The 14,412-nt window shown below is 37.5% G+C and carries 15 protein-coding genes and 1 pseudogene; 6 read left to right on the top strand and 10 right to left on the bottom strand.

Translation table 11 applies throughout. The features are described 5' to 3' along the window. On the top strand, nt 1-1,185 hold a 1,185-nt coding region (locus ATS71_RS18995; protein ID WP_235591459.1), incomplete at its 5' end, for a TonB-dependent receptor plug domain-containing protein. 85 nt (nt 1,186-1,270) lie between these two features. Beyond that, complete coding sequence (locus tag ATS71_RS09505; RefSeq protein WP_058404618.1) at nt 1,271-2,707, top strand: tetratricopeptide repeat-containing sulfotransferase family protein; 1,437 nt, start codon at nt 1,271-1,273, stop codon at nt 2,705-2,707. Here the strand turns inward: ATS71_RS09505 and ATS71_RS09500 are convergent. Beyond that, nucleotides 2,688-3,593, bottom strand: coding sequence for an alpha/beta fold hydrolase (locus tag ATS71_RS09500; RefSeq protein WP_058404617.1), 906 nt, complete (start codon nt 3,591-3,593; stop codon nt 2,688-2,690). The two genes, ATS71_RS09505 and ATS71_RS09500, sit on opposite strands and share 20 nt — an antisense overlap. Before the next feature lie 127 nt (nt 3,594-3,720). Here ATS71_RS09500 and rlmF point away from each other — a divergent pair, with 127 nt between their 5' ends. After that, the gene (gene rlmF / locus ATS71_RS09495; protein WP_058404616.1) at nt 3,721-4,653 is read left to right on the top strand and encodes a 23S rRNA (adenine(1618)-N(6))-methyltransferase RlmF; all 933 of its coding nucleotides are present in this window, start codon (nt 3,721-3,723) and stop codon (nt 4,651-4,653) included. Between the two features lie 18 nt (nt 4,654-4,671). After that, nucleotides 4,672-5,676, top strand: a complete 1,005-nt coding sequence (ltaE, locus tag ATS71_RS09490; RefSeq protein WP_058404615.1) for a low-specificity L-threonine aldolase — start codon at nt 4,672-4,674, stop codon at nt 5,674-5,676. Here the strand turns inward: ltaE and ATS71_RS09485 are convergent. The 5 genes from ATS71_RS09485 to ATS71_RS09465 all read right to left on the bottom strand — a co-directional run bounded on the left by ATS71_RS09485 (nt 5,659) and on the right by ATS71_RS09465 (nt 9,600). Further along, a complete protein-coding gene (locus tag ATS71_RS09485) occupies nt 5,659-6,243 on the bottom strand; it encodes a thymidine kinase (RefSeq protein WP_058404633.1) in 585 nt (194 codons plus the stop codon). The two genes, ltaE and ATS71_RS09485, sit on opposite strands and share 18 nt — an antisense overlap. Before the next feature lie 92 nt (nt 6,244-6,335). After that, complete coding sequence (locus tag ATS71_RS09480) at nt 6,336-7,100, bottom strand: amino acid ABC transporter substrate-binding protein (RefSeq protein WP_235591458.1); 765 nt, start codon at nt 7,098-7,100, stop codon at nt 6,336-6,338. Between the two features lie 117 nt (nt 7,101-7,217). Further along, nucleotides 7,218-7,688: a methylated-DNA--[protein]-cysteine S-methyltransferase gene (locus tag ATS71_RS09475; RefSeq protein WP_058404613.1), complete on the bottom strand. Its 471-nt coding sequence runs from the start codon at nt 7,686-7,688 to the stop codon at nt 7,218-7,220. Then, entirely contained in the window at nt 7,685-9,040 is a 1,356-nt protein-coding gene (locus ATS71_RS09470; RefSeq protein ID WP_058404612.1) for a DNA-3-methyladenine glycosylase 2 family protein, read from the bottom strand. The genes ATS71_RS09475 and ATS71_RS09470 overlap by 4 nt, the downstream gene beginning before the upstream one ends. A 77-nt stretch (nt 9,041-9,117) precedes the next feature. Beyond that, nucleotides 9,118-9,600, bottom strand: a complete 483-nt coding sequence (locus ATS71_RS09465) for a GNAT family N-acetyltransferase (protein WP_058404611.1) — start codon at nt 9,598-9,600, stop codon at nt 9,118-9,120. A gap of 456 nt (nt 9,601-10,056) precedes the next feature. Here ATS71_RS09465 and bfr (ATS71_RS09460) point away from each other — a divergent pair, with 456 nt between their 5' ends. Both bfr (ATS71_RS09460) and bfr (ATS71_RS09455) read left to right on the top strand, forming a co-directional pair. Next, on the top strand, nt 10,057-10,527 hold the full coding sequence (bfr, locus tag ATS71_RS09460; protein ID WP_058404610.1) for a bacterioferritin: 471 nt from the start codon (nt 10,057-10,059) through the stop codon (nt 10,525-10,527). A gap of 14 nt (nt 10,528-10,541) precedes the next feature. Next, the gene (gene bfr / locus ATS71_RS09455) at nt 10,542-11,006 is read left to right on the top strand and encodes a bacterioferritin (protein WP_058404609.1); all 465 of its coding nucleotides are present in this window, start codon (nt 10,542-10,544) and stop codon (nt 11,004-11,006) included. A 67-nt stretch (nt 11,007-11,073) separates the two neighbouring features. On the opposite strand, the gene ATS71_RS09450 is transcribed toward bfr (ATS71_RS09455), so the two are convergent. From ATS71_RS09450 to ATS71_RS09435, 4 genes and pseudogenes are all read right to left on the bottom strand, one after another. Then, nucleotides 11,074-11,268, bottom strand: coding sequence for a (2Fe-2S)-binding protein (locus ATS71_RS09450; RefSeq protein WP_058404608.1), 195 nt, complete (start codon nt 11,266-11,268; stop codon nt 11,074-11,076). Nucleotides 11,269-11,637: 369 nt separating this feature from the next. After that, nucleotides 11,638-12,180, bottom strand: a complete 543-nt coding sequence (locus tag ATS71_RS09445; protein ID WP_082653612.1) for a DUF6436 domain-containing protein — start codon at nt 12,178-12,180, stop codon at nt 11,638-11,640. Continuing rightward, nucleotides 12,146-13,610, bottom strand: a pseudogene (locus ATS71_RS09440) (methyl-accepting chemotaxis protein). Before ATS71_RS09440 ends, ATS71_RS09445 begins: the two are co-directional and overlap by 35 nt. 121 nt (nt 13,611-13,731) lie before the next feature. Further along, entirely contained in the window at nt 13,732-14,283 is a 552-nt protein-coding gene (locus ATS71_RS09435; RefSeq protein ID WP_058404606.1) for an isochorismatase family protein, read from the bottom strand. Between the last annotated feature and the right edge of the window lie 129 nt (nt 14,284-14,412).

Genomic DNA, 14,412 nt, shown 5'->3' with positions numbered 1-14,412 from the left:
GTAGCCGGTGGTTTAGAGTGGCATGAAGAAACATTTACAATCATCTCAGGTGATGAAGCATCATACACCGCGGGCCCATTAACAGCGCAAGGTTTTGGCATTGGTTCAAACGGTTTCCCTGGTTTTAAACCGTCGCAAGCGGGCGAATTTACACGCCGTAACTACGCAGCATTTGTAGACATTGAAGCACCATTTACAGAAGACTTCTTAATGGGCTTAGCGCTTCGCTTTGAAGACTACGACTCGTTTGGTAGCACAACAAACTACAAATTAATGGCTCAGTATCATGTTACTGAAGATCTAAATATTCGTGGTTCAATCAGCACAGGTTTCCGTGCACCAACCGTTGGTCAAGCAAACGTTAGTAACGTTCAAACAAACCTAAGCGATGGTGTGCTAAGAGATTCTGCATTGTTACCACCTACAAACCCAGTTGCTGTTCAACTAGGTGGTACAGAACTTGAGCCTGAAGAATCGCAAAGCTACACATTTGGTGCTGTTTATACACTTGGCGATTTGTTCCTAACAATTGATTACTACAACATTCAAGTTGAAGACCGTATAAGTCAATCTGAAAAAATTACGCTTAGCCAAGCAGATAAAGATACACTAACAGCTGCAGGCGTACCTAATGTTGAAGGCCTTGCGCAAGTTAGCTTTTTCACTAATGATTTTGACACAACAACTCAAGGTGTTGATGTTGTAGCTAACTACACAGCAGATATTTTAGGTGGCAGCTCTACATTTAGCCTTGCTTACAACTGGAATGAAACTGAAGTAACTAAATTCAGTGACATTACCGGTGAGTTTAAAGTTAAACGCTTAGAAGAAGACTTACCAAACCACCGTGCAACACTTACGTGGGCTCAACAGTGGGAGTCAATTTCTGCATTTACTCGTCTTAACTACTATGGCGAATATCAAGGCGTTCACGTAGATTACGACGCAACAGCTAAAACAGCAGACGCATCTGTAACGCTTGATGCAGAAATTACGTACTTTGTGAATGACTCAATCAGCTTTTCTGTAGGTGCACAAAACTTACTTGACCAAGATGCTGAAAAACTTGATTTCCAAGATGCGACTGGTATCCCAAATAATAACTGGGGTGGTAAATACTACGAAACATCTCCTTACGGTATTAACGGTGGCTTCTACTACGCTAAGGCCACGTATACTTTCTAATTTTTAGAATGAAAGCACTCAGGCGAAATGTTAAGACATTTCGCCTTTTTTATTTTATAGTGAATAAAAAATAAAATGTTCTACTATGTTATTAGATAAAGCCAACAAACTACTCGAACAAAACAAGCTAAAAGAAGCAGAGTTTCATTACAAAACGCTACTTGCTAGTGAGCCTGAAAATGGCGAAGCCTTATTTGGTTTAGGTAAGATAGCACTAAGACTAGAAAAGTTTGATGCCGCAGTTTATTTACTACAAAAAGCCTGTGAACGTTTACCCCACATGTTAGAACCACTGCACGCGTTGGCAGACGCTTTTAATGGTGTTAATTCACCACACGACGCACTTACTGTATTAGAATACGCAAAAAGCATAGCAAGCCATAACCCTGAGCCACATTATTACTTAGCACAGCATTATTTAACACATGGTAATTTAGATAAAGCGCACACCACATTTGCACACGCATTAAGCATGGGCTTATACCCTGTTACCGCCTATATTTTATTTGAATTAGTACAACTAGGTCGTTTTAATAAAGAACACAATTACATTAGTAATTTGCATCACTTATTAACTCAAACAAACAACCTACGCCTTAAAATGGTGTGTTATTACGCATTGGGCAAGAGCTACGATAAACTAGGTGATACAGATCAAGCTTTTAACTATTTTGAACTAGCAAATACGCTGCAATATAAATTAAGCCCATTTAAAACCAAAGAGCTCGACCCTTTTTATGATCAGATTATTAAATACAACACTCAAGATATATTAGCTTCACCTGAAAAAGACTTTTCTGGCACAATCACGCCTGTATTTATAATCGGCATGCCCAGAAGCGGGTCAACCCTACTTGAACAAATGCTTTCAAATCATAGTCAATGTTCAAGCCTAGGTGAAAACGCGAGTATTAGTAATAGTGTTGTTGCTTTTTTAGAACAACAAACCAAAACTCCGTATCCTCAGTGCTTAACCAACTTAACGCCTAGCCTAATTAATCAAGCTCGCAATATTTATATTGATACTCTTAAAGCAGCCAAACCGTTAAGGCCTATTATTATTAATAAGCTACCAAGTAACTATCAATCTCTCGGACTGATTTATATGTTATTTCCTAACGCTAAGTTTATAAATTTAACACGTAACATTAACGCCACTGCATTCTCGGTATTTAGTAACTATTTTTCTGAAAACGAACCGTACTTTTGTTCTTTAACTGAGTTTAAGCACTACCATGGCTTATATGAAAAACTAATGACACATTGGAATACTTTAAAACTACCGGTGTTTAATTTAGCTTATGAAGACTTAGTAAATAACCCCGAAGACCAACTAAGTGCTCTTTTTGACTTTTTAGGCTGTAAATACGAGCAAAATTGCTTAACGTTTTACAAACAAAAAAGAGCCGTCACAACACTCAGCAAACAAGCTGTTCGTCAGCCAGTAAATACAAATGCCGTTAGTAAATGGGAGCGATACCAAGTCCCCCTGCTCAAACTAATCAACAAGGGTGACACTTAAACCATTCAAGTAAATCGTTAAATTGCTCTTTTCGGGCTGTCGGATGAGTTAACATGTTTATGTGATCGTAATCTATGCGGTGTCCATGGCGGCGACCATAAATGCGCATTTGTTGTATACCAGGGCCTGATTCATCAATAAACCTTTGAATATCAATTGGCTGTGCTAACGCTTTATCTTTAACCGCTGCAACATGCAGCGTAGGAGGTAAATGAAGTGTTTGCAATGCTTTTGCGTAATCAAAATTATCGTCTGAATCGATCCAAGGCCTTTTTTTAGCCCACTGCATGCTTTGATAATGAGACTTTTGGGTTTCATCGTCGCTGCCCCACTTTAAGCGCCTTGCAGGTAAATATCCGTGTTTTTTTGCAAGCAATGGCGCCATAAAATACCAAATAAAATTGGCCTGAAGTAGTTTTTTTGGATGATTGTTAAACAGAGAACGTTTTGAACCAAAATAAACACATGCTTTTACATCATCAATATAATGTGGAAAACGTGCGAAGACACTATTCATTAAAACGCCACCCCACGAATGCGCAACCCAGTAATCGGGTTTATGACCTTCAAGCTGCTCAATTTTATTTATAAACGCAGGAATATCTTCTAAAATAGCTTCTGTTTGACCATACGCAGCAGATTTAGAAATGACGGGCTTACTTTCACCGCGCCCACGCAAATCAGCAACATAACAACGATAGCCGTGCTCAGCTAAAAATGGAGCAAGGCCTTTATTGCTATGCGTATAAAAAATTTTGCCATTTTCAACTGCACCATGCATAAAAAATACAATGGGACCATTTTGTTTTTCATCGAATATTTTGCGTAAATGCAGTGTTTGTTCAGCTGCTAAATTTATAGTTATTGAGTGTTGAGAGATGGTCACGCTTGTTCCTTATTATTACCCTAACTCATCGTACCAGTATTTTTAAATATGCCAAAGTAATTGTCTGCACTTTAATTACCAGGATTTGTTACAATTAACTATTGATATAGATTGCCAAAATAAATCCATGACTAAAAATACGCCACGTGCAAAACTACACCCACGCAATCAGCATAATAGTGGTTACGATTTTGAATTACTAACACTTGCCCTGCCGGCTCTCTGCCCATATATAGTGAATACGCCTGCAGGTACTAAAAGCATTGACTTTGCAAATAATAAAGCAGTAAAAACACTCAACCAAGCACTACTAAAAGCGCACTATAATATTGAGTTTTGGGATATTCCAGAGCACAACTTATGCCCACCAATACCTGGACGTGTAGACTACATCCATTACTTAGCCGATCTATTAAGCGAAGATAATCAGCAAACAATTCCTAGGGGTAAGCAGGTTAAAGTACTTGATATAGGCACTGGAGCAAATTTAGTTTACCCATTAACAGGAACAAGTGAATATAAGTGGCACTTTACTGGCTCAGATATAGACCCTATATCTATAAAAATAGCCAAGCAAATTGCGCAATTTAATGCCTTAAAAATAACGCTCAAGCTGCAAAAAAACTCAGCTAATATTTTTAAAGGTGTTATCAACCAAAAAGATTTATACCACTTAACGCTCTGTAACCCACCTTTTCATGCCAGTGAGGAACAAGCAAACAAAGGCAGTGAGCGCAAATGGAAAAACCTAGGGAAATCGCCAAATAACACCCTTAACTTCGGCGGAAATAGTAACGAGCTCTGGTGTGAAGGTGGCGAAGTACAATTCATTACAACAATGATTGCTGAAAGTGAAGAATTTGCTGAACAGGTATTATGGTTTACGTCTTTAATCTCTAAAAAAGACTCACTTATTGCACTTGAAGCAAAACTAAAAACATGCCCTATTGCCGAATATAAAATTATTGAAATGGCGCAGGGACAAAAAGTCAGTCGATTTATTGCATGGAGCTACTTTGCTAAAGAAACGCGTGAACAAATTTGTAATGAACTTGATTAACTAAGAATAAGGAAAACTATGATAGATTTTCGTTCAGATACGGTCACCAAACCAACAAAAGAAATGCGTGATATCATGTACAGCGCACCAATCGGTGATGATGTATATGGCGATGATGAAAGTGTCAATAACTTAGAGCACTTCGCCATTACCCGTTTTAATTTTGAAGCCGCGCTTTTTTGCAGCTCTGGCACGCAGGCTAATTTACTTGCATTAATGGCACATTGTGAACGTGGGGACGAATATATTTGCGGGCAAAATGCGCATAATTATAAATTTGAAGGCGGTGGTGCAGCTGTTTTAGGCTCTATTCAACCACAACCTATTGAAAACGAAAAAAACGGTACTCTTAATTTTAAAAAAATCGCCGCAGCAATTAAACCAGACGATAGTCACTTTGCGAAAACTCGATTATTAAGCCTAGAAAATACCATTGGCGGCAAAGTACTTAGCCTAGAATACCTCGCCCAAGCACGAGACTTTGTTAATGAACATAATTTAGCGCTGCATTTAGATGGCGCTCGCGTATTTAATGCATCAACTGAGTTAGAAGTTGATATTAAAGAAATAACCAAACATTTTGATTCTGTGTCTATTTGCCTATCTAAAGGGTTAGGTGCACCGGTTGGATCATTATTATTGGGGTCGTCAGCGTTAATAAACAAAGCTAGACGCTGGCGTAAAGTACTCGGCGGTGGAATGCGACAAGCCGGAATGCTCGCTGCTGCAGGGCAATATGCGCTTGAAAATAACGTAAACCGCCTAAAAGACGATCATGCTAATGCGCGCTACCTAGCTGAAAGTTTAAGTGCACTCAAAGGCTTTAACGTAGATATGAGTAATACGACCAATATGGTGTATGTCTCTTATGTAGAAGATTATAATATTGCAGATATAGCCCAGAAGCTAAAGCAGCAAGGTATCTTAATAAGCCCAAGTAAACAACTTAGGCTAGTAACGCATTTAGGAATAACACGAAAAGATATAGACACGTTTATTAACGCGTTATCGGCCCATGTTTAAAGCCGCTTTATAATGTTTGCGGCACACCGATACATAACGATCGTTGCCGCCAATTTCAACTTGATTACCATCGGCAATCGCATCACCATTTTCATCGGTACGTAATACGTGATTGGCTTTGCGCCCACAATGGCACACTGTTTTAAGCTCAATTAATTTATCAGCCCAAGCTAAAAGATATTGCGAACCGACAAACAACTCACCTCTAAAGTCGTTTCGTAAACCGTAGCAAAGCACTGGAATCCCTAACTCATCAACTACATCCGTTAACTGCATTACCTGCTCTTTGGATAAAAACTGACATTCATCAACTAATATACAATGGCGTTTTCTTTCACTATTAAGCGATTGAATCAATTCATATACATCTTTACTTGCATCAAATACATGTGCATCTGCTTGCAAGCCTATTCGAGACGAAACCTTACCCACACCGGCTCTATTATCAATAGCAGCAGTGAGGATTACCGGCTCCATTCCTCGCTCTTTATAATTAAAAGCCGATTGTAATAAGGTGGTAGATTTTCCCGCATTCATTGCAGAATAGTAAAAGTATAATTGAGCCATGATGGTGCCAAGTTGCAAAAAGTGCGCTTATGCTACCCTAATATGCAATGAATACCAATTTCAAACGCTAAATAAGATTATGGTTTAAAGCATTAGTTTTCAGGCTGTTTTGCAGAATTTAAATAATTAATGTAGATAGGAGCGGTATCAAATTCACTAATCCATTGCCACATTTTATGGCTAAGCACCGGATGATTTTCATAGAATTGATGCGAAAAAACTAAATAACCAAAAGTGAACTCATATGGAGGGTATATCGCTGCTACATCAGTGTCGTTATGAGGGTAACTTGACGTTTTGGTTTTATCAACTTGGCAAATATCGATACTTGAATCTACTACGCCTTTATTAAGTAATTCAAATGCACTTTTTTTAGACACTGTTTCGTGAACAAAAAGAGGTTCTTTGTCTAAAATTGTGCCCAAGCCGTAGCCACTTGGCACTGCAATCGTAAATATTTTGCTGTTTAACTCGTCACGCAGTTGCCATTGTGAGCGGAACTTATCACGACCTAACAAGCAACTACCAAACTTACTAATGGCAAACTGGGTGTTAGGTTTTGCATTTTCATTCATTGGGTAAACGGCTATTCGCTCTCTGCCTTTTCTAAAGCTTGCAATAACCGCATTGACTTTATTTGATTCAAGATCTTTCAAACATCTTCGCCAAGGTTTCCTTACAAACTCAATATCAACGCCATCAACCGCGTCGTCCAATAGCCGTAATACGTCTGCCGAAGCACCGGGCCTTTGAATCGGGATCTCTTGTCCTACACCTAAAAACATCGGCGCAATTTCTTTGTCTTCAAAGCAAAAAAGCAGTTTTTTATCAGCCGCGCTCGCGTTATTGAATGTCACGAGCGCTAAAAAAGTAAATATGTAAAATAGTGTAACAACTTGCATGGCTATTTTAATTAAGGTGTTTTTTATAGTTTAACCCTTATGGCATATGATACAAAGTTTATAGCAACACATTCACAGTAATCCTTCGTGTTGTAAAAGCCAACGCTTTCTTTCTAGTCCACCAGCGTACCCTGTAAGCGTTGCATTTGCGCCAATAACTCGATGGCAGGGTACGATAATACTAATCGGATTTTTACCGTTAGCGGCCCCCACCGCTCTTACCGCTTTTGGATTATTCAATGCGTGAGCAATATCACCATACGTATTAGTTTTACCGTAAGGAACATCTAAAAGTGCGTTCCATACACTTTTTTGAAATTCAGTCCCTTTAGTATCTAAGGGAACATCAAAAATTTTACGATTTTTATTAAAATACTCATTTAATTGTAGCGCACAGCTCAATACCGGCTCATTAGTTACTTTAGTAAGAGGCACATGTGGGTAGGTTTCAAGCGGATAAAAGCCAACGTAACTCACCCCTTTTTCAGTTGCTTGAATTATTATATTGTCTATAGGACTTGATATGTATGTTTGAATAATCATGATAGTTGCTGCCAAAGTTGGAACGTTAAATATGAACGAAATGGAGTGCACTTTTCACTATTAAATGAATTCGCCGCAGCTTGTGCTTTTTTAATTCCTAAATCACCTTCAAGTAACACATCGGGTTGACTCTGCCCCCTTAACTTAGCGTAGTTTACTGTCCATGGGCCGATTCCTTTTAAATCAAGCCATAAATCTAAGTCGCTGTTGCCGGGATTATTAGTACAAAACAAGGCTAAATTATGCAGTGCGTTTTTGCGCGCCTGTGGCATTTTAAAAAAATCAAAATTGCTTTGTGCTACTTGTTCAGCACTCGGAAAATACGCATGTTTTAGGTCATTTTCTCCGAGTTCAGCAACGAGTTTAGTGACTAGGTTATGCGCTGCAGCTACGCTTACTTGCTGACCAAGCACCGCTCGAATACCTGCCTCAAAGTCTGACCAAATACCAGGCAGCCTTAGCCCAATACACAGTGGAAATGCTTCGTTTATGTTTTTACTTAAATGAGTTTCTATTAAATTAACATCAGCATCTAAATCTAGCACTCGACGTATATTATTAATAACAGATTGCAAATATTGTGTGTTGTCTATGCCTATTTTCACTTTAAAGTGGTGTTTATCTTTAATAAATTCAGCAGTGAAACTCCCCTTATACAGTACATTTGAAAACGTGCGACCATAGCTATTTTCTGAGACCCATTCAACAGGTTTAATTAAACGTTTTTCTATAAACGAGCGTAAAGTAAGCCAATTATAAGGCGGTCTAAAAGGCAGGATCAATTCAAGCGTTGAGCGTTTGACATTAGTAGTTTTACGCAGTGTTGAAGGGGCTATGTTGAGTTGCTTTAAAAATGCATCGTTAAAGCGTCGAGTACTTTTAAAGCCAGCTGAAAATGCAATCTCAGTCAGCGGTAAATTGGTTTCTTGAATTAATTTTTTTGCAAAATGACACTGGTTAAAAATACGGTACTGCGTGACAGACAAGCCAAAATGTTGTTTAAATAACCGTCTTAAATATCGACTACTTACACCTAATCTTTCAGCTAGCTTCTCACAATCATGTTCATTGTGCTGGTCAATGAGCTGCTTTGCCCTCAGAGCGGTTGTTTTAGTCCCTTGCCAAGCAGCACTTCCAGGTGCGCTGTCAGGTCTACAGCGAATGCATGGCCTAAAACCGTCTTGTGCCGCATTATGAGCAAACTCATAATAAACAACATTTTTTTCAAGCGCCGTGGGAGCCGGACAAATAGGCCTGCAATAAATACCTGTACTTTTTACTGCAACATAGAAAAGACCATCAAAACGGTGATCGCGACTTTGACGTGCTTTTTGCCAGTAAGATGAAATCATAAACAGCTCTTTTAATAATTGACTGCGACAAAGTTTAAATAAATTTTAAACCATTGCTAGCCACAATCGGTACTCAACTATTTAGCGAAATCTATTAACTCTTGGCCCGTTAAACGATAAATAATCCATTCAGTTTGTGGTTTTGCACCTATACTGTCATAAAAATCTATAGCAGGCTTATTCCAATCCAACACAACCCACTCAAATCGGCCACAATTGTTGTTCAACGCCTTATTGGCTAAATGCTTCATAATAGCTTTACCTGCACCTTTACCACGACTATCTGGACTAACGTATAAGTCTTCAAGATATAACCCATTTTTACCTAACCAAGTCGAATAGTTGTAAAAATAAACCGCAAAACCAATTGGCTCATCGCCATCTAAACATATAATACTGTGCGCAGTGGCGCCTTCACTAAATAAAGTGTCTAAAATTGCTTGCTCATTTGTTTTTACAGCATCGGGTTCTTTTTCGTATATTGCAAGCTCAGTAATAAAATGTAAGATAGTATTTGCATCGCTTGGTTTAGCATCGCGAATTATAATCGACTGACTCATAGTGTTTTTCCTCTGGTGTACTTTGCTTTTATTAGATTAAAGTATATTTTTCATAGAATTAATTAAGTATTAAGCATCAATACATTTAAATAGTTAAAGCGTTATTTTGCCCTGTATTAATGGTTTAACTTAATTGCTGTATTTAATTGCTGAAATCTTTTGCTCGTGAGTACAGCTAATTATGTCTATAAAGCCTACCATACATGCTTTAACGGTGTTGTTAGTTCATAACACCTATTTTACTTCCGTCAGAAGTACTTAACTATATTAACCTGATAATAATTAAAATTTTATTTAAACTGAAATCAAAAACACTGTATGTAAAGTAAGCAGCAATGCAAACTTAAATAAGAATCAAAACCAATAGTAACACAATGATTTTTATAGAGAAAAACTTGCAATTAATTAGTTTTACACTACACTGGCTACAATCAAAAAAAGTTATGGTGACGTATCATGAAAGGTAATCAAAAAGTAATCGACGCATTTAATGCACTCCTTGCCAATGAGTTAGCTGCAATCGATCAATATTTTATACACTCGCGCATGTACGACGATCGGGGATTGAATAAACTTTATGAGCGTCTTAATCATGAGATGGAAGAAGAAAAAGACCATGCGGATTGGTTGATCAAACGTATTTTATTTTTAGAAGGTGTACCCAACCTTACTAAGCGTCGTGATTTACTTATCGGTAACGATGTTAAAAGCATGATGCAAAATGATTTAACACTTGAACTAGAAGTGGTTGCCTGCGTGAAAGATGTTATTGCCATCTGTGAAGAACAGCAAGATTATCAATCTCGTGCAATACTTCAAAAGCTATTGTTCGATACAGAAGAAGATCACGTTTATTGGTTAGAACAACAACTTGGCCTAATTGAAAAAATTGGCTCAGAAAATTACCACCAATCACAAATGGGTTAGCAGGAGCTAAAGTTATGAAAGGCGATTTAGAGGTAATTAAAGCGTTAAATAACGTACTTGCTAACGAGCTTGTCGGCATCAATCAGTACTTTTTACACGCACGCATGTTTAAAGATTTTGGCTTTAGTAAGCTTGATAAAGCCGATTATAAAGTGTCCATTCAGAAAATGAAAAACGCTGACCGTTTGATTGAACGTATTTTGTTTTTAGAAGGTTTACCAAACCTTCAAGACCTAGGTCGTTTACGTATAGGTGAGAACAGCGAAGAAATGATTGCAGCTAACATGAGCTTTGAACTCGACACCATAGACGAACTCCGCGCTGCCGTTAAACTAGCTGAAAGTAAAAAAGATTACATTAGCCGAGAAGCGCTCGACCATATTTTAAACGAGCAAGAAGAACAAATGGATTGGTTAGAAACACAGCAGCAGCTTATTGAAAATGTAGGGATCGAAAATTACCTACAATCTCAACTTTAAACAATAATTTAGTTACAAAAAAAGCAGCTTAATAAAGCTGCTTTTTTTATGAATTTTTAAAATGTAATTAAGCTACTTGATCAGTAATATCTGCAATTTCGATAAGTTTACGATTAAGGATCTTTTTAGTACAACCGCAACATTTACCACATTGGCTGCCCACTTTAAGCTCTTTGGTTAATTCACGCATGGTGGTAGCGCCATCGTCAATTGTCTGCTCAATTTTTTTATCTGTCACACCGTGACATAGACAAATATACATGAATACAAACCACTCTAATTACTTTTGATACCCTCATCTTAATCTAAATGGTAATAGTTATCAATAGCCATTCTAGCTTTATTTGATTTTTATTGTTACTCCCATAATGCCGTTAAAATAACCTCTAACATAAAAAGTGATTACTCAGTGAACAGCTAAGTTTTTGTCAATCTTGTTTAGAATTGCTACTGGTAGAAGTTGATATGTTAGTTCAACTAGTGGACAGCTAAAAGTGTTGCTTTAATCTGCCTGCTAACACTGATTCAAACCATATATAAGCACTAAGTTAATTAGCTTGTCTTTGAAGGAGGACGTCGAGTGCGAATTAACATCCAAGGCATTTGTTTTTAAATAAGCGGCGGTATGAAGCTAAACGATATTTATACAATAGCAACCTTTAGTATCTGCGACGAGTAAACCCGAATTAAACCCCGCAACTAAGTTATTAATTGCCGTTTCTACAAAACCACTGCCCTGCGAGCACGCTAATCCTTCTGATAATGGCCCTGCGTAAACAAACTCGCCATGCTTGTCCATAATTATTGCAGCTGGTGTTGCTGGAATAACGTGTTTTAGCTTAGCTGAGCAAGGGTGCTGAATGATGTTAAAGCCTTTTTCTTCTGCAACGCGCTTAAGAGCAGTAATATGACTTTTAGCCTGCTTTGTGCAACCGCAGCTTTGTTCTAAAACAAGAATCAAAGACGCCTGATGTGTTTGCGTATTCAAGCCTGGTTGGTTTTTAAAACTCAAAAACCAACCATCTTGCAATAATACTTTATCACTATCAAACGGCTTTGACTGTTCAGCTTGAAAGTAAACTAAGCCTGATATCACAAATCCTAACCAGGTTAATATTATAAACTTTAAAAAAGTTGAGCTACTTAAATTTGGCAATTGATTGCTCAAGTACATCAATACTCACGTCAATTAACTGAACTTTGTCGGTAAGTTGCTTAACAATATTGGCGTCTTCATACTGGTTTTGGCGCATTTGGTCTGTGCTGTCAGCGATCTGTTCTGTATTGCCTGCTTGCTCTGAAACAACTTGTGCAACCGAGCTCGTACTACTTGAAACCGCTTTTATTTGTTCACTCATTGCTGAGATATTCTCTTTCATTGCAGTGCTTATTTCAGTTAAATCAACAACAAAGTTCACACATTGAGTCATTGATTGAGTAGACGTTTTGCTATTTGTAACAAGGTCTTTAAGTGTCAGGCCTATTTTGTCTGTAGTTGCTTTACTGTGATTTGCCAATGATCGTACTTCATCTGCTACAACGGCAAAGCCTCTTCCGTGCTCACCAGCTCTGGCTGCCTCAATGGCTGCATTGAGCGCTAATAAATTTGTCTGTTCAGCTATTCCTGATATTTCGTTTAATAAGCTTGAAATAACGTCACCAGCAGCAACGAGTTGATTAATTTGCTCTTCAGTGTGATTTAACAAATTTAGTAGCTCTCTACTTTTGCTATGGGTTTGTAATACGTCGTTTAAAGCTCCTTTAGCCGATTCTGTGATGCTATCAACTTGATGTTTTAACACTTCACTTTCTTGCTCAACTAATTTAAAACCATGCGCAACTTGAGCACCCGAATTAGCTATATCATCTGTTTGCTGAGTGCGCTGCTGTGCACCATTTGCTAGCCTATCATGAACATGAATTAATTCACCGGAGTTAGTTTTTAGCGAATATGATTGGGTTTTAACTTGTTTAATAACGTCCGACAAGTAATCGAGTAAGGTGTTAAAACCTACAACAGCTTCACTTTGTGTGTAATCTGCTCTAAGCGATAATTTAATGTGCTCAGAGTTTTCTATTATTTGCTCAGTTGCTGAACTAAGTGATGTTCCAGCTCGGCGCTCTCTCTCTAAAGTGATAGCTATATAACCAACAACAAGCACCTCTACTATTGCATATACCGCATGGATTATGACAGTACTGAATGTGAGCCTATCAGGGTCGAAAACATAAAAACCCGTGTTTTGCGTTTGCAAGTAATAAAAAGAAAAGTGATGGACTGCAACAAATAAAATAGCTGTTATAAATACGCGCCACTGGACAAAAACAATTAATATTGGCATTAATATAAAAATTTCAAAATGTACTTCAATTAAGCCAAACGCTTGTTGTATATGTAAAAAAAAACATCATAATTGCTGCAGCGACTATGTGAGGGGTGACAGGATTGTTTTCTTGCGTTTTTAGTAGCCATATTGGTAATAAACACAGCGGCAAACCAACTACAAATGCCTGAGTTAACGTATCAAAATAAAGGCCAAGGCCTATAGATTCAACAAATAATAGGATAAAGATAACTGTTAATAAGCGGCTAACACTAGACATAAAGACCCTAACTTTTAGTTTTACTAATACATTTAGCTTAATAAAACAAAGACAAATAGTACCAAATTTGTCAATAAACAATTAAACATTAAACATTTAATTTACATTATATGCGAATAACCTATTTAATTATAGGTAGTATTTTTTTAAACGTAGGCGTAGCTGCAGCTTTTGTCCATTGGAAAATAACAATTTCTGCACATGAAATTACCGCTCCGCCATGCTTTAGTTGTTCTATTGCGATACTTTTATGCTCGCTATTACGAGATCCAATTGCGTCGGTTACTAAAACCACCTCAAATCCACTTTTTAATAAATCGATACATGTTTGTAGAACACATAAATGCGCCTCAGTGCCCGCCACAACAATAGTTTTTTTATTAAAACTAGTTAATTTTTCCAAAAAGCCGGCTTCTTCGCATGCACTAAAATGAACTTTACTAAAAAACGTAGCCCGCGGTAAAACCGATTTAATTTTCTTATCAGTTTCTCCCAATCCATGTACGTACTGCTCTAAGATCAGTGTCGGTATGTCGTGCACGCATGACGCCTGGGCTAATTTTAGGGTGTTTTTTAAAAGATTCTGAATATCACTGATCATAGGGGAAAGTCGCTCTTGAATGTCTATAATCAATAAAAGGCTATCTTTAGCTTGTATGTTTGTTAAAACCATTTAAGGACCTCTCTATAACTATTTAATAGCCTTAAATATTAGCTTAATACATTAAATTAGCATTGATATTTTCTGTTTATTATTTGTAATTAAAAAATAAAACTTGTGCTATATTTAACACTTAGCTGA

Origin of the sequence: Pseudoalteromonas sp. H71, assembly GCF_001468485.1 — a bacterium.
Lineage (GTDB): Bacteria > Pseudomonadota > Gammaproteobacteria > Enterobacterales > Alteromonadaceae > Pseudoalteromonas.
Note: the sequence above shows the minus strand (reverse complement) of the source record. Positions and strands in the feature narration are given on the sequence as shown.